Genomic DNA, 15986 nt, shown 5'->3' with positions numbered 1-15986 from the left:
AAGCACTGCGGGATGCGCCTAGACCTCCCGTCATGGAAACACTCATCACGACGCTCAAATGGTGTGCAGCAGGGTCGGGGGTGATCGCCGCCTTCATGGTGTCGCTCGACTTCGGGCGGCGCGTGACGGGGTGGGGGTTCGTGCTGTTCGTCGGCTCGTCGATCGCCTGGCTGAGCGGTGCGGCCTTGACCGGGGACTGGGCGCTGGGCACGCAGAACATCGTGTTGTTCGGGATCAACCTCCTCGGCGTGTATCGCTACCTGGTGCGGAAAACGGGTGTCTGAGGCTGCGTTCTGGGCGGTGTTGCTGGGGGTGCTCGGGGCGATCATCGGCAGCTTCGTCGCCGCGCTGGTGACACGCTGGCCCGACGGGCGATCGGTGATGCAGGGGCGATCGGCGTGCGATGGTTGCGGGCGGACACTCCGCGCGGTCGAACTGGTGCCGCTGCTGAGTGCGCTCGTCCTGCGCGGTCGGTGCAAAGGATGCGGCGTTGCGATCAGTCCGGTGCACTGGCGGATCGAGTTGGCGGGGTTGGCGATCGGCTTGGCAGCGGGGATAGTCGCACCGGGGACGGTTGGCATAGCAGGCGCGGTTTTCGGATGGCTGATGCTGGCGTTGGCGAGCCTCGACATCGTCGCATTCTGGCTGCCTGATCGGCTGACGATCCTTCTCGCGGCGACCGGGCTTGTCGGCACCGCGCTCGATATCGACCCGCCGCTCCCCGAGCGATTGATCGGCGGACTCGCCGGGTTCGGCACGCTGTGGCTGGTCGCATTCGGCTATCGACGCATACGCGGACGCGACGGCATGGGGGGCGGCGATCCCAAGCTGTTCGGTGCGATCGGACTGTGGCTCGGGTGGCAGATGTTGCCCGCCGTCCTGCTGATCGCGAGCATGATCGGGCTCGGCGTCGTGCTGGCCGCACACCTCAAGGGACGCAGCATGGCAGCGGACACCGCGCTTCCATTCGGCGCGTTGCTGGCGATCGCGGCTTATCCCGCGTGGCTGTTCATGATAGGCGTGACGCCATGATATCGCTCGCTCTTATGCTCGCGCTGCAAGCCGCGACGCCTGCGCCAGCTGCCAATTCAGGTCCGGGTCCCCTCGGCGCGATCGGCCAGCAGAGGCTCCCCGCCAAGGGGTGCGCTGCGTATCTCTGGAGCATGGATGCCGGCCGCCAACTCGTCGCGATGGCGACCGCCGACCCCGCGCAGATACGTCTCGCGATCGATGGCAAGACCACCGACTTCGCGGTGACGACCCAGTCGCCCGCGATCGGCTTCGGCTTTGGCGGCGTCACGCAATATCGCGGCGGCGATGTGACCGCGACGCTCGACATGGCCGTCGCCGTGCGCGCCGACATCTCGGCGGGCGCGACCGTGACGTCCGCGACGCTACGGATCGACCGCCCCGGACGGGATACTGTCGTCATGCCGGTCGGTGGCCTAATCGGCTGTGTCTGAGGTTAATTTTTGTGAAACCAAGCCGTCCTATGTGCGTTACGTGGACGAAGATGGGGGTGAATCGAGCACGATCGCTGCCTGTAAAGGGGATCGTGTGACAGCTTCTAACAGCCGGCATCATTGGCTCGCTCTGGCGTTGGTAGCGTCGACAACGGGATTCGCGGGCGTCGGTTCCGCGCAGTTGGTGAAGCCGGGTACCGCCCCAGCCAAGGGTCCCGATGCGCCCAAGCCAAGCGACCAGCCGCAGTCGAACGATCCGCGTTCCGACGCGCCGATCGTGCCTGACGCCGAGTTCGACAGCGCCTTGCCGCCGTTGAGCGGTGACCTGAATGCGCCGTTGGAGGCGATGGCACCGCTGCCCGCTCCCTCGACGCAAACGCCGGCAACTCCCGCCACCGCGACGACCCCCGCGACAACGCTGGCGGGCGACGTCCTGCCGCCGACCGGTCCGAGCGATCCGCAACTCGCGCAGCCGCTGACCCCGCTGTCGAGCTTCGATACGACCCCGCTCCAGACCGCGGCGGATATCAAGGACAAGGACGCGCCCGACATTCGCTACGAGACCGCCACCAAGGGTCTCGACAAGGCAGGCGACGGGCTAGAAGGCGAATACAAGGCGCTGTCCGCGCTCGCCGAGGGCAAGGGCAAGGCGGCGAACGCCACGCAGGTCGCGGCGCGCGCGCGTGAGGACGAGGCGCTGGCGGTGCGGCTGCTGAAGTCGCTCGGCTATTACGACGCGACCGCGATCTCGACGATCGAGACGATCCCCGACGCTGACAAGACCAAGCCCGCGCGGCTGAAGGCGACCGTCAGCGCGCAACCCGGCCGGCTCTATTCGCTGTCGTCGATCACCGTGAAGGCGGACGCGACGACACCCCCTGATCTGGTCCGTACGCAGTTACCGCTCAAGGTCGGCGACCCGATCGAGGCCGCGCGCATCCAGGGCGCGGAGGCGAATGTAAGCTTGACACTGCCCCAACGCGGCTATCCGTTCGTCAAGGTCGGCGAGCGCGACATCCTGCTCGACGACCAGACGCCGACCGGCGCGTACACGCTGCCCGTCGATACCGGCCCGCGCTCGTCGTTCGGTCAGCTTCGTACCGAAGGCGATCCGGTCTTCAATCTCGAGCATCTGAACCTGTTCCCGCGGTTCAAGTCGGGCGAACTCTACGACAACCGTATGACCGACGATCTGCGCGATGCACTGGTCGCGACGTCGCTGTTCTCGACGGTATCTGTCGAGCCTGTCCGCACCGGCACGATCAACCCCGACGGCACCGAACAGGTCGACCTGCTGGTCCGCCAGAGCGAGGGCAAGCCGCGCTCGCTCGGCGGCAATGTCGGGTTCTCGACCGGGCAGGGCTTCCGCGCGGAAGGCACGTGGCAGCACCGCAACCTGTTCCCATACGAGGGCGCGCTGATCGGATCGGTGATCGCCGGTACGCAGGAACAGGGCCTGTCCGGCACGTTCCGTCGCGCGAACGCTGGTCGCCGCGACCGCACGTTCAGCCTGACCGCCGGCGCGAACCATTCGAATTACGACGCGTACGACGCCTTCACGACCAGTGTCGGCGTCCGCTGGAGCTATGACTCCACGCCGATCTGGCAGAAGCCGCTGACCTATTATTATGGTGGCGAGCTCGTCGGTACGAACGAAAGCGTCTATGATTTCGGTCGCGGCGAGAACGTCCGCCGCACCTACGGCATCGTTGCGTTGCCGGGCCAGGTGAAGTTCGATCGCTCGGACAGCCTGCTCAACCCGACCAAGGGCTATCGCCTGACGCTCAACCTCAGCCCCGAGACGTCGGTCCAGGGCTCGGTCAAGCCGTACATCCGCACGATGATCGAGGGGACGTTCTACTATCCCGTCTCCAGCAGTATCGTCATCGCGGGCCGCGCCAAGGCGGGCTCGATCCAGGGCGTCGACCGCGACGATCTCGCCCCCTCGCGGCGCTATTACGGCGGTGGCGGCGGATCGGTGCGCGGTTACGGATACCAGCGGCTCGGGCCGTTCGATCCCAACGGCGATCCGGTCGGCGGGCGCTCGCTCAACGAATTCGCGCTCGAGGCCCGCTACCGGTTCGGCGATTTCGGCATCGTGCCGTTCATCGATGCCGGCAACAGCTATGAGAGCAGCACGCCGAACCTGTCGTCCCTGCGCTACGGCGCGGGCATCGGCGGGCGCTTCTATACCAGCTTCGGCCCGATGCGTTTCGATGTCGCGACGCCGCTGAACCCACGCGAGGGCGACGGCAAGATCGCCCTCTACATCTCGATCGGGCAGGCATTCTGATGGCCGAAAACGGCACTCCACCTGTTGAACAGGGCCCTGCTGAGCGGGACCAGTTCGAGCAGACCGAAACGGTGATCGTCGAGCGGCGCCCCCTGTGGCAGCGCATCCTCAAATGGCTGGCGATCCTGGTCGTCGGCCTGGTCGCGCTCGTCCTGATCGTGCTGTTCGGGATCAACACCGATCCAGGCCGGCGCCTCGTTGCCGATCAGATCGGCGGCTACACCACCGCATCCGGCCTCAACATCAAGGTCGGCCGGATCGACGGCTCGATCTACGGCGCGATGACGCTCAGCGACGTGCGCGTATCCGATCCCAAGGGCGTGTTCCTGACCAGCCCGAAGCTCGCCGTCGACTGGCGCCCGTTCGCGTTCGCCAAGAACCATGTCGACGTCCGCTCGCTGACCACGCCGCTGGTTACGCTGCAGCGCCGCCCGGTGCTCAACGCGACGCCGACCGATCCCAACGCGCCGCTGCTCCCCGATCTCGACATCGACGTGAACCGTCTGGTGATCGATCGCTTCCTGATCGCCAAGCCGGTCACCGGCCAGACGCATATCGTCAAGATCGACGGCGCGGTGCACATCGCCGACAAGCGCGCGCAGCTGACCACCAACGCGACCGCACTGACCGGACCCGGCATCGCCGGTGGCGATCGCCTCGTGCTCAAGCTCGACGCGGTGCCCGAACAGAACAAGCTCGACGTCAACGTGAAGCTGACCGCCCCGGTCGGCGGCGTCGTGTCGACGATGGGCGCGTTCAAGGCGCCGCTGACGGCAAGCGTCGATGGCCGCGGCAGCTGGGCCTCGTGGCAGGGGCGCGCCGTCGCAACGCTCGGCGGCGGGCAACTCGCCAACCTCGGGCTGACCGCCAAGAACGGTCATATCGAAGTGCGCGGTTCGACGCGTCCCGGCCTGTATCTCGAAGGTCCGGTCGAGCGCCTGACGTCGCCACAGCTCGACGTGGCGATCGATACCACGCTCAACGACCGCAAGGCCGACACGCGGATGACGCTGAAGTCGGACGCGCTCGCGGTCGACGCCGGTGGTCTGATCGATCTCGCCAACAGCCGTTTCGGCAATTTCGCGGTCAACGCGAAGCTGCTGACGCCCGGCGCGATCCTGCCGAACCTGCGTGGTCGCGACGTTACCGCGCGCGTCGTGCTCGATGGTGCGTTCGCGACGCCGACGGTCGACTACAAGGTGCGCGCGGCGACGATCGCGTTCGGCGACATGGGCGTCGAGAACCTCTATGCCGAGGGTCTCGCACGCGTGAACTCCGACCGCATCCTCGTGCCGGTCAAGGCGCGCGCACGTCGCGTGACGGGGCTCAATGCCGCGGTCGGCGGGCTCGCGACCAACGTCGCGATCGACGGCGACTTCGCGATCTCGGGCGTCAACGTCCTCTCCGACAACCTCAAGATCCGCTCGGACAAGATCGATGCGACAGCGATGGTCGTCGCGAACATGGCGACCGGGCGCTACACCGGCGCGCTGAAGGGGCGGGTCAACAATTACCGTGTCGACGGCATCGGTATCGTCAATCTGACGACCGACGCCAAGCTGGTACCCGGGCCGAACGGCGGCTTCGGCATCACCGGCCGCGTCGTCGCGCAGACCTCGCAGATCTTCAATGAGGGCGCGCGCAGTTTCCTGGGCGGCAACGCGATCGTCCGATCGGACATCGGCTACAGCCCCGAAGGCATCGTCACCTTCCGCAATCTCCGCATGAACGCGCCACAGTTCCGTGTGACCAGCGGCGAAGGCCGGTTCGACCCGGCCACCGGCGCCGTGCTGGTGAACGCCGATGCGTATTCCACCGCCTACGGCCCATTGTCCGCCCGCGTCACGGGCAGCGCGACGGCTCCTGTCGTCGTCCTGCGCGCACCGCGTCCGGGCGTCGGCGTCGGCCTCGTCAATCTCAACGCCCGTATCGTCGGACGTGGCGGCGCCTATGCGGTCACCGCCAGCGGCGGCACCAATTACGGCCCATTCACCGCCGACGTGCTGGTCAAGCCGGGCGCGCAACTCGCAGTCGACGTGCGCCGCGTGGTGTTCGCCGGGATCGTCGGCAGCGGCCGCATCGTCCAGACCGCAGCCGGCCCGTTCGCGGGCGCGCTCCAGTTCGCCGGGCAAGGCCTTTCGGGCAATGTCCGCCTCGCCAACCAGGGCGGCTATCAGCGCGCCGACGTCGCGGCGCGTGCCAACGGCGCTAAGATCCCCGGCATGGTCGACTTCACCATCGGCCGCGCGATCGTCAGCGCGACCGCGGTCATGACGCCGACCCCGCAGATCGTCGCCGACGCGCAGATCGCCGACATGCGCTACGGTGCGATCGTCCTCTCGGCGGCCCGCGCGAAGGTCAATTACGTCGGCGGCAACGGCACCGCACAGGCGCTGCTGACCGGCTCGAACGGCGTCCCCTTCCGCCTCGCGGTCAACGCCAAGCTCAGCCCCAACAACTACCTCGTCGCCGCACAGGGCCAGGCCAACGGCATCGACTTCCGCACCGTCAACCCGGCGCGCATCCAGGCGGTGAAGGGCGAATACCGCCTGTCGCCGACCCGGATCGACTTCGGTGGCGCAGGCGGTGGCTCGGCGCGTCTGGCCGGCAGCTATGGCCGCGGCACGAACGCGCAGGTCCGGCTCGATAGCCTCGACCTGTCGACGCTCTCCGCTTTGGTCCCGAACCTCGGCATCGGCGGCAAGGCGACCGGCAGCCTCGACTTCTCGCAAGCGAACTCGGCCGCGCCGCCGACCGCCGACGCACGCGTGACCGTCACCAACTTCACCCGCTCGGGTCTCGCCGCTGTCTCCGACCCCGTCGACATCGTGTTCGCCGGGACGCTCGGCGGCGAGGGCGCGACCGGTCGTGCGCTGGTCCGTCGCGGAACGTCGGTGATCGGCCGCATGGTCGCCAACCTCCGGCCGTTGCCGGCGGGCAACGGGTCGTGGAGCACACGCCTGATGGCCGCGCCGCTGTCGGGTGGGATCCGCTATAACGGCCCATCGGCGGTGCTGTTCAGCTTTGCCGCGATCCCGAACCAGCAGCTGTCGGGGCCGATCGCGGTCGCCGCCGACTTCTCCGGGCGCCTGTCCGCACCTCAGTTGAACGGCGTCGTCCGGGCAGACAACCTGACCTACGACAACGAGACCTATGGCACGCGTCTGTCGCAGATGCGGATAGCCGGCAGGTTCTCGAACACCGACCTGCAACTGACGCAGCTCAACGCGAAGGCCGGCGACGGCACCGTGCAGGCGCAGGGTACGATCGGGTTCGCGGCGGACAGCGGCTTCCCGATCGACATCCGCGCGACGCTGAACAATGCGCAGCTCGCCAAGAGCGACGCGATCAGCGCCACCACGACGGGCACGGTCCACCTCACCAACGGGCGCGATGGCGGCCTGATCCAGGGCGATCTTCAGATCCCCGAGGCACGCTACCAGATCATCCGCCAAGGGCAGGCTGAGGTGCCCGAACTGACCGGTGTCCGCCGCAAGAGCGATATCCGGACGCCAGTCTCGACCGATCGCTCGGACGTACCGGCGATCGGCAAGTTCAAGCTCGACCTCCGCGTCCGTGCGCCGAACCAGCTGTTCGTCTCGGGCATGGGCCTCGAGTCCGAATGGGAGATGGACATGCACATCGGCGGCACGTCTGCCGCACCGATCGTGACCGGCGGCATGGATGTGGTCCGCGGCACCTATTCGTTCTCGGGCAAGCGGTTCGAGGTGAACAAGGGCCAGATCCGCTTCCGCGGCGGTGCGCTGACCGATCCGGACATCAACATCCAGGCGACCACGACCACCAGCGACATCACCGTCGTCATCAACGTCACCGGGACCGGCCAGAAGCCGCAGATCGCGTTTACTTCGACTCCGGTCCTGCCGCAGGACGAAGTGCTCAGCCGCCTGCTGTTCGGATCGAGCCCGGCCAATTTGTCGGCGACCGAGGCGATCCAGCTGGCGTCCGCGCTGAACTCGCTGCGCGGGTCGGGCGGCGGCGGTCTGAACCCGCTCGGCAAGCTGCGCTCGGCGACCGGGTTCGACCGGTTGCGCGTGCTCGGCGCCGATCAGGCGACCGGGCGTGGCACCAGCCTCGCTGCCGGCAAGTACATCACGAAGAACATCTATGTTGAGATCGTGACCGACGCGAAGGGCTTCACCTCGACACAACTCGAGATCGCGCTGACCAAGGCACTCAGCCTGTTGTCGGCAGCGGGATCGAGCGGCGGGCAGAGCGCGAGCGTGAAATATACGAAGGACTATTGAGTAAAGATCACAACAGGATAGGTTCGGTTATGAAACCTACGGCGTAACGCCGGGGCGTGAGGATGCAGCATGACCGAACATGTCGACGTGATCGTGGTGGGCGCCGGCATTTCCGGGATCGGCACCGGCTACCACCTGCAGACGCGCTGCCCCGACCGGAGCTACATGATCCTTGAGGGGCGGCAGTCGATGGGCGGGACGTGGGACCTGTTCCGCTATCCCGGCATCCGCTCCGATTCGGACATGCACACGCTGGGATTCGTCTTCCACCCCTGGACGGCAGCCAAGTCCATCGCCGACGGCCCCTCGATCCGCGCCTATGTCGAGGAAACGGCGCAAGCGTACGGCATCGACCAAAAGATCCGCTACGGCCACCATGTGAGGTCCGCCGCCTGGTCGACCGAGGACGCGCAGTGGACGGTCGAAGCCACCGGCCCCGATGGCCCGGTAAAGCTGACCTGCAACTTCCTCTCGATGTGCGCCGGCTATTACAATTACGCCAAGGCCTATTCCCCCGAGTTCGATGGCGCGGACAGCTTCGCCGGGCAGATCGTGCACCCGCAATTCTGGCCCGAGGACCTCGACTATAGCGGCAAGCGTGTTATCGTCATCGGCAGCGGCGCGACCGCAGTGACCTTAGTGCCGACGATGGCGAAGACCGCCGCACACGTGACGATGCTCCAGCGCTCGCCGACCTACATCGTCGCGCGGCCGGGCGAGGACGGCGTAGCGAACTGGTTGCGCGGGAAACTGCCGGCAAAGGCTGCCTACGGCATCACGCGGTGGAAGAACGTGCTGATGGGTATGTTCTTCTACCGGATGGCACGCAAGAAGCCCGCCGTGGTGAAGGAGCGGATGATCGGCATGGTCCGCGATCAGCTCGGCCCCGACTACGACGTCGCGACGCATTTCACCCCGCGCTACAATCCCTGGGACCAGCGCGTCTGCCTGGTCCCCGACGGCGATCTGTTCACCGCGATCAACGCTGGCACTGCCTCGATCGTCACCGACACGATCGCGCGAATCACGCCCGAGGGCATCCACCTCGATTCGGGCAAGGACCTGCCCGCCGACGTGATCGTCACCGCGACCGGCCTCGAACTGCAACTGATGAGCGGAGTGGCGTTCAGCCTCGACGGCAAGCCGATCGAACTCGCCGGGCGGCTCCAATACAAGGGCATGATGTTCGACGGCGTGCCGAATCTGTCCTCGACCTTCGGCTACACTAACGCGTCCTGGACGCTGAAGGCGGATTTGACGGCGATCTACATGTGCCGGCTGTTGAACACGATGAAGAAGCGCGGCCTGCGTCAGGCGATGCCGTTCAACGACGATCCGACGATGAAGAGCGAGTCGTTCCTCGATTTCACATCGGGGTACGTGCAGCGCGCCGCTGCGGCTTTACCGACGCAGGGAGAGCGCAAGCCTTGGAAGTTGAACCAGAATTACGCCCTGGACGTGCTCGCACTCAAGTTCGGCTCGATCGATGATGCGATGCGGTTCTCGAACCCGGTGCGGGTCCCGGCGCGGCGGGAGAACGTTACCGCCTGAGGGTACCGTTTTGAGTCCCAACTAGCAGTCGGGGCATCCAAGATCGGCGCGGGGTTCGCCTAAGCAGGTTCACGCTTCGCCGATGGCAAGACTATAAAGCAAAATCAGCGCGTAGCGGGCAGGCAGTTGCGCCGAAGTGCCTCGGTCCAGACAGCAGCCACTTTAAAATGTCGGCCCGAACACCGAGGCGCGCCCTTATTCGACGCCTCCGCAATGTTCGAGCCGACCGGCATTCACCAGGGGCGAATGCCTTCGCCGTAAACGAGCGCGATAATGAGCTTCAGCATGTTTTGCTCCCTAATTGGCACCGAGAAGGTGCCGGTCCCGAATATCGGTTAATGAAGCGTTAAACAATATCATTTGTAATTTGTTAACCATCTTCTTGGCGTCCGGGCGTGCTAAGTGCTTAAGGGTATATTTATGCGTCCGAGCTATTCGGGTTGGGATGAGCCATATTCCGCACGGTCAGGTCGAAGGCAGCCCGCATTTAGGCGGCATTCGGCTGTTGGACGCCGACCTGTCGATAAAGCGCACGCGGGATGCGATATGCCAGGCTTCACAAGGTTCTTGGCGGTTTCTCGTGCTCGCCGAGGTTGCGAATTTCGCGGTGTTGCGGCGTCATCTCGGACGATCAAGGGCGGACACTGTAATAGTCGATGTCGCGGCGCGGATCGCCGATACGCTGCCCGACGCCAGGGTCATGGTCGCGGGACGCGACACGGCGGAAATCGTCTTCGAGAGCGAGGCACGGCTAGCCTTGGACGTTGCGATCGCCGCGCTGGAAATCGCGTTCGAGGACCCGTTCGACATCGACGGTGAGTCGTATGTGATCCATATCCAGTTGGGGGCCGCCGCCGCCTCTGCGCATCGCGACGAGGTCCTGCTCATAGAAGAGGCCGAGCACGCGTTGCGCGAAGCCCGGGCCGAACGAATCACGATCGCGCGGGATGTCACCGGCAACCCTGCGGCAATGGATCGTGCCGAGCTATCGCTGGACCTGACGCGTGCGATCGAAAAGGAGGAACTGTTCCTCCAGTACCAGCCAAAGGTTCACCTCCGTCGCCAGGAGGTCACGAGCGTCGAGGCGCTGGTCCGCTGGAATCACCCGACACGCGGGCTGGTGCTGCCCAACGACTTCATTCCTCTGGCCGAGGAGTCGCGGGATATCGTCGCACTCACGTTGTGGACGATCCGCCGTTCGATTGCCGATCAGAAGGCACTGGCTGCCAGTGGTCACGACCTCCGGATTTTCATCAACATCGCGGGGGCATTGCTCGCCGACAAGCGCTTCGTTCGTCGCGCCTGCGAGTTGGTGCAAGCGAGCGGGGCGCAACTCGGGTTTGAGATCACGGAGACGTCGGTCATCCGTGACCCGGAAAGCGCGATCGCGAACCTCAAGATATTCGCGGATATCGGGATCGTCATCGCGATCGACGATTACGGAGCCGGCTTGTCGTCGCTGGCGTATTTGAAGCAGTTGCCGGCACGCGAACTGAAGATCGACAAGCTTTTCGTGACGCAGCTCACGAGTTCGAATCGCGACCCGCTGATCGTCCGCTCGACGATCGACCTCGCGCACGCGCTCGAGATGGAGGTGGTCGCAGAGGGTGTCGAGACCCAGGCGGCGATGGCATTGTTGTCGGTGATGGGCTGCGACATGATCCAGGGCTTCCTCATTAGCCGACCGATCAACCTCGATGCGCTGATCCACTTTCTCGATGACGGAAAGTATCAGGCTTTGGCCGCCGATATGCGCGCGCCGTTCAATCGGCTCGCGACCGTCTGGAAGCGCGCCTGATCGCAATGGCGCAGCGCTGGATCGTCGCGGCCGCCGCCGTAGCCCTGACGTTCATCGGCCCAGCCGTGTCCGCGCAACCGGCTATCGTCCAGGCAGAGGACGTTGCTGCCGACCGGTACGAGACGACGGTTGCGGATGCCAATGCGACGATGCTGGTCGATCCGGCCAAGGCGTTGCCCAAAGCGATCGTCGCCGAACGCCTTGGTGCACAAATCGCCGACGAGAAAGCTCGCGGCATCGCGATCGCCACCGCGCAATGGCTGCAAGGCGAGGCGTATCTCCGGATCAATACTCCCGAGAAGGCGGATGTACTTATCCGGGGGGCACTTGCGGCGGTGAAACGGTATCAGCCAAAGTCGAAGCTTCATGCCGACCTGCTCATATCGATGGGGTGGCTCGACAGCTATCAGGGCCATGTCGGCAATGCGCTGATCGACTATCAACTGGCCTTCGGTATCTATCGAAAGCTAGGCGATGCCCGGGGACAGTCGCGAGCGCTGGTCTTTATCGCGTTGCTCTACACGCAGGCTAAGGACCCCGAGACGTCCGATCGCTATTATCAGCAGGCGCTCGATATCTATCGGGGGGACGTCAATATCGCTGTCTCGGTTTACAACAACCGTGCCTTGGTGTTCGCCGAGGACAAACAATACAAGAAGGCCGCGGAGCAGTTCAAGAACGCGCTCGATCTGGCGAAGCAGCTCAACAGCAGGAACCTGCTCGAGCTGATCTATATGAACATCGCGCGCGTGCAGCTCGAACTTGGCAACCTGACGCTGGCGGACCGGGCTATCGCGAACGGGCGGGCGATGGCCGATCCCAGTGACCCGAGTCTGGCAGGGCGCCTGACGGCAACGGCAGCGCAGGCGGCGTTGCAACACGGCGACCTGCCACGCGCTAATCGATTGATCGAAAGCGCGTTGGTCGGGATCGATCCAAAAACCACGGGCATTTCGTACCGCGATTTTCATCAGACCGCGTACAATGTCTTCACGGCAACGGGCGACACCACTTCGGCGCTGGTCCATCTGCAAGCTCTCAAGCGCCTCGACGACGCGGGCACCAAGCTCGCCACCAACACGAAGACCGCGCTGATGGCGGCGCGGTTCGACTTCGCCAATCAGGAGTTACGGATCAGCCAGCTCAAGGCCAGCGAATTGCAGCGCAGTATCGCGTTCGAGCGTACGCAGGCGCGGACTCAGCGGAATATCTTCATCGCGACGGGCGCGGCGGTCGCTGTCGTTATCGCTTTGCTGGCGATCGGGCTGGTTACGATCCGTCGCAGCCGGGATCAGGTACGTGCTGCCAACGACGACCTTGCGACGACGAACAGCGCATTGGGTAAGGCGCTGGCCGCCAAGACCGAGTTCCTGGCCACGACCAGTCACGAGATCCGGACGCCGCTGAACGGTATTCTGGGCATGACTCAGGTGATGCTGGCGGACCCGACGCTTCCGGCGGACATGCGCGACCGGCTTGGCGTGGTGAATGGCGCCGGGATCACGATGCGGGCGCTCGTCAACGACATCCTGGACGTCGCCAAGATGGAAACCGGCAACCTGACGATCGAGGCGGCTCCGTTCGACGTCTGCGCAACGGTGACGGACGCGGCGCGGATGTGGGAAGAGCAGGCGCGCGCGAAAGGCCTTTCCTTCACCGTCGATGTCGGCGGTTGCCCTGCGATGATCATGGGCGACGCCGCACGGGTTCGACAGATCGTCTTCAATCTCCTGTCGAACGCGCTGAAGTTCACGAAGGCGGGCCATGTCGCGCTGAGCATCCAGGTCGGCGACGACGACCGACTGCGCGTCACCGTCACCGATTCCGGCATCGGTATTCCCGCCGACAAGATCGAGGAGATCTTCGAATCGTTCCGTCAGGCCGATGCCGGGACGACACGACAATTCGGTGGCACTGGCTTGGGACTGTCGATCTGTCGCAATCTGGCGCGGGCCATGGGCGGTGACGTGTCCGTCAGCAGCACCGTGGGGCAGGGGGCGACCTTCACGCTCGTCCTGCCGCTGGTCCGGGCCGACACGAAGGCGGTCGAGATCGTCGAAACGGAGACGCAACCGGGCACGCTGATCGTCGATCGCAATCCGATCACGCGCAGCATGTTCAAGACCTTGCTCGCGCCTTACGGCGGCCCGATCGCCTTCGCAGCGTCGGTCGACGAAGCGGTCACGCGTCTTGCCGATGGGGACGTCGCGCGCGTGCTGATCGACGATGCGACGGTGCGCGCGAGCGACGACGCGCTGGGCGGACTGTCGCGGATTGCCGAGGCGGCGTATATTTCGGGTGCCGAGACGACGTTGCTATGGCCTGTCGCCGCAGAGAAGGAGCGCGAGGAACTGCTGCGTACGGGGATCACGCGGGTCGTTGCGAAGCCGGTGAGCGGGGGTGCGCTGATTGCGATCATGTTCGATGGATCGGTATCTGCCAACGGCGTGAATCCGGACCTTGTATCGCATGCTGCATGAGGCGTAGAGGCGGCCATATGGCCACGATATATCCTCCTTTGATCTATGTTGAGTGGGGGTTGCGGTGAACGTTTTGTTCATCGAGGACGACCGGATGAACCGTCGTGTCGTCAAGGATATGCTCGACGTTGCTGGCGTATCGATGGTCGAGGCGGAGAGTGCGGAACGCGGTCTCGAAATCCTCGATGAACAGGAGTTCGCGATGATCCTCGTCGATCTGCGGATGCCCGGCATGGATGGTATCACCGCGATCGAACATATTCGTGCCCGGCAGGACGCCAAAGCCAAGGTGCCGATCATCGTCGTTACCGCGGATATCGCGCCCGATCTGCGGGAGCGCTGTCTAACGGCGGGTGCAGACGATGTTATTTTCAAGCCGGTCGCGATGGATTCGCTGTTCGACGCGATGGGTGTGATCCTGGCACGCGGGGCCGAAGGCGACGGTGTGATCGGCTAGGCGCCGCGTTGATCGTGGCGTCCTAGCGCTGCACCGAGCGATGCAGTCGCGCTGCCGCGTTTTGCTGGCTTGGGCTGCGAAGGGTCCGGCGACCAGCCGGTCAGGAATACGATCTGGAATGTCTCGTGGGTTCGGCCACGATCGTCCGACGCGCCAGCGAAGGCCGCGGCGGTCCGTCCCACCGTCGCCGACACGAGGGGGCGGCGCTGCGCGAGGATGTTACCCGCGGCCATTCCACGCAGATCACCGAACAGCCGGCCGAGATCGCGGTAGCCGACGTCGAGCGTCTCCACATCGGCCACGGGCAAGGCGAACCCCGCCCGCATCAGCAGATCGCCGGCGGATCGCACGTCGATCTGCGGGTGGAGACGCGCGGCTGGCCGTTCGCTTTCCGCGGACCTCAGTGCGCTGCGAAGTGCCGGCAAACTTCCCGCACCGACGAACGCGCCGAGAAACAGGCCGTCGGGGCGGAGCACGCGGCGGATCAACGCCAGCGCGCCGGGCAGGTCGTTGACCTGATCGAGTACGCCGGCACTTACCACGAGATCGAACGAGGCATCGGCGAAGGGAAGGCGATCCTCGTCTGCCTGCACGCCGCCTGGCTTGGCAGCAAACGCGAACCCCGCATCGCAGCGCGCCACTCGCGCACCCGGTGGCGCAACGAACGCGCCGTCGAAACAGCCGAGATCGAGGATGTCGGTAAAGTCTCGCGTCACCGCATCCAGCCGCTCGGCGATCCCGTCGAGCATCGTGGCCCGCAGGAAGTCGTGCTCGGCATAGCCCGGCGCGGCGCGGTCCCGGCGGACACGGCGCGCGGCGCGGTCGAAGATCTCGGGGGCGGAGTTTTCTGAAACGATATCGGACACGTCTTCGCTTGTGCCGTGGTCGCTCGCCTCCGACAAGGGCTGGCACTCATGGGGGGCTGGATGAAGATACTCGCCCCGTTCCGCTTCATCGCCGGGATCGCCTTGCCGCCGCGGTGCGCCGGTTGCGGCACCCCGGTTGCCGAGGATCACCGGTTCTGCTCGATCTGCTGGACCGGATTGCGGTTCCTGGGGCCGCCCTGGTGCGCCGGCTGCAACCTGCCCTTCGCATTCGACCGCGGCCACGATGCACGGTGTGCGGCATGCCTCGCGGATCTGCCGCGTCATGCCGGCGTCCGTGCTGCCGTCGCGTACGGTCCGATCGCGCGGACGCTGGTGCTGCGCCTGAAATATGGCGGTCGTATCGCCTTTGCGGAGACCATGGCCCGACAGATGCGGCGCTTGCTACCGGACGAGGTCGACTTGCTGGTGCCGGTCCCGCTGCACCGCTGGCGAATATGGTCGCGCGGCTTCAACCAGGCGGCGTTGATCGCCGACGCCATCGCGAAGCTGTCGGGGGTAGGGCACGATCGCACCGTCCTGACGCGGCCCCGGCGGACAACCCTGTTGCGCGGGCTCGGCGGACGACAGCGAGAAAAGGCGGTGTCGGGCGCGTTCGCGGTCTCCGCGCGCGATCGCGTGCGGGGCAAAGCGATCGTGCTGGTCGACGACGTCTACACCAGTGGCGCTACCGCCGAGGCATGTACGCGAGCGTTGCTCAAGGCGGGCGCGCGATCGGTCGTGATCCTGTGCTGGGCGCGGGTCTTGCCGGCGTCGGACGATTGACAACGGCAAACCGAGACCACATTTCCG

The 15986-nt window shown here is 65.4% G+C and carries 11 protein-coding genes; 10 read left to right on the top strand and 1 reads right to left on the bottom strand.

All coding sequences use genetic code 11. The annotated features are described in order from the left end of the window. The first annotated feature begins 32 nt into the window (after positions 1 to 32). The 9 genes from C8J39_RS00885 (at position 33) to C8J39_RS00845 (ending at position 14310) form a co-directional block, all read left to right on the top strand. Positions 33 to 284, top strand: a complete 252-nt coding sequence (locus C8J39_RS00885) for a hypothetical protein (protein WP_165895429.1) — start codon at positions 33 to 35, stop codon at positions 282 to 284. Then, positions 277 to 1032: an A24 family peptidase gene (locus C8J39_RS00880; RefSeq protein WP_120298949.1), complete on the top strand. Its 756-nt coding sequence runs from the start codon at positions 277 to 279 to the stop codon at positions 1030 to 1032. The genes C8J39_RS00885 and C8J39_RS00880 overlap by 8 nt, the downstream gene beginning before the upstream one ends. Next, on the top strand, positions 1029 to 1463 hold the full coding sequence (locus tag C8J39_RS00875) for a hypothetical protein (RefSeq protein ID WP_120298948.1): 435 nt from the start codon (positions 1029 to 1031) through the stop codon (positions 1461 to 1463). Before C8J39_RS00880 ends, C8J39_RS00875 begins: the two co-directional genes overlap by 4 nt. A gap of 94 nt (positions 1464 to 1557) precedes the next feature. Then, positions 1558 to 3756 (top strand): autotransporter assembly complex family protein, encoded by a 2199-nt coding sequence (locus C8J39_RS00870; protein WP_243649674.1) that lies wholly within the window; start codon positions 1558 to 1560, stop codon positions 3754 to 3756. Then, entirely contained in the window at positions 3756 to 8024 is a 4269-nt protein-coding gene (locus C8J39_RS00865; RefSeq protein ID WP_120298947.1) for a translocation/assembly module TamB domain-containing protein, read from the top strand. Before C8J39_RS00870 ends, C8J39_RS00865 begins: the two co-directional genes overlap by 1 nt. Positions 8025 to 8093: 69 nt before the next feature. After that, positions 8094 to 9575: an NAD(P)/FAD-dependent oxidoreductase gene (locus C8J39_RS00860; RefSeq protein WP_120298946.1), complete on the top strand. Its 1482-nt coding sequence runs from the start codon at positions 8094 to 8096 to the stop codon at positions 9573 to 9575. Between the two features lie 445 nt (positions 9576 to 10020). After that, positions 10021 to 11373, top strand: coding sequence for an EAL domain-containing protein (locus C8J39_RS00855; RefSeq protein WP_082441448.1), 1353 nt, complete (start codon positions 10021 to 10023; stop codon positions 11371 to 11373). Positions 11374 to 11378: 5 nt separating this feature from the next. Then, positions 11379 to 13853, top strand: coding sequence for an ATP-binding protein (locus tag C8J39_RS00850; protein WP_120298945.1), 2475 nt, complete (start codon positions 11379 to 11381; stop codon positions 13851 to 13853). Positions 13854 to 13917: 64 nt separating this feature from the next. Beyond that, positions 13918 to 14310: a response regulator gene (locus C8J39_RS00845; RefSeq protein ID WP_056063121.1), complete on the top strand. Its 393-nt coding sequence runs from the start codon at positions 13918 to 13920 to the stop codon at positions 14308 to 14310. Here the strand turns inward: C8J39_RS00845 and C8J39_RS00840 are convergent. After that, positions 14307 to 15176, bottom strand: coding sequence for a class I SAM-dependent methyltransferase (locus tag C8J39_RS00840; protein ID WP_165895096.1), 870 nt, complete (start codon positions 15174 to 15176; stop codon positions 14307 to 14309). The two genes, C8J39_RS00845 and C8J39_RS00840, sit on opposite strands and share 4 nt — an antisense overlap. A gap of 60 nt (positions 15177 to 15236) precedes the next feature. Between C8J39_RS00840 and C8J39_RS00835 the strand changes: the two genes are divergently transcribed. Continuing rightward, positions 15237 to 15959, top strand: a complete 723-nt coding sequence (locus C8J39_RS00835; protein WP_120298944.1) for a ComF family protein — start codon at positions 15237 to 15239, stop codon at positions 15957 to 15959. The last annotated feature ends 27 nt before the right edge of the window (positions 15960 to 15986 follow it).

This window comes from Sphingomonas sp. PP-CC-1A-547 (assembly GCF_003610375.1).
Classification (GTDB): domain Bacteria; phylum Pseudomonadota; class Alphaproteobacteria; order Sphingomonadales; family Sphingomonadaceae; genus Sphingomonas.
The sequence above is the reverse complement of the archived record's forward strand: the minus strand, read 5'-3'. Positions and strand labels throughout refer to the sequence as shown.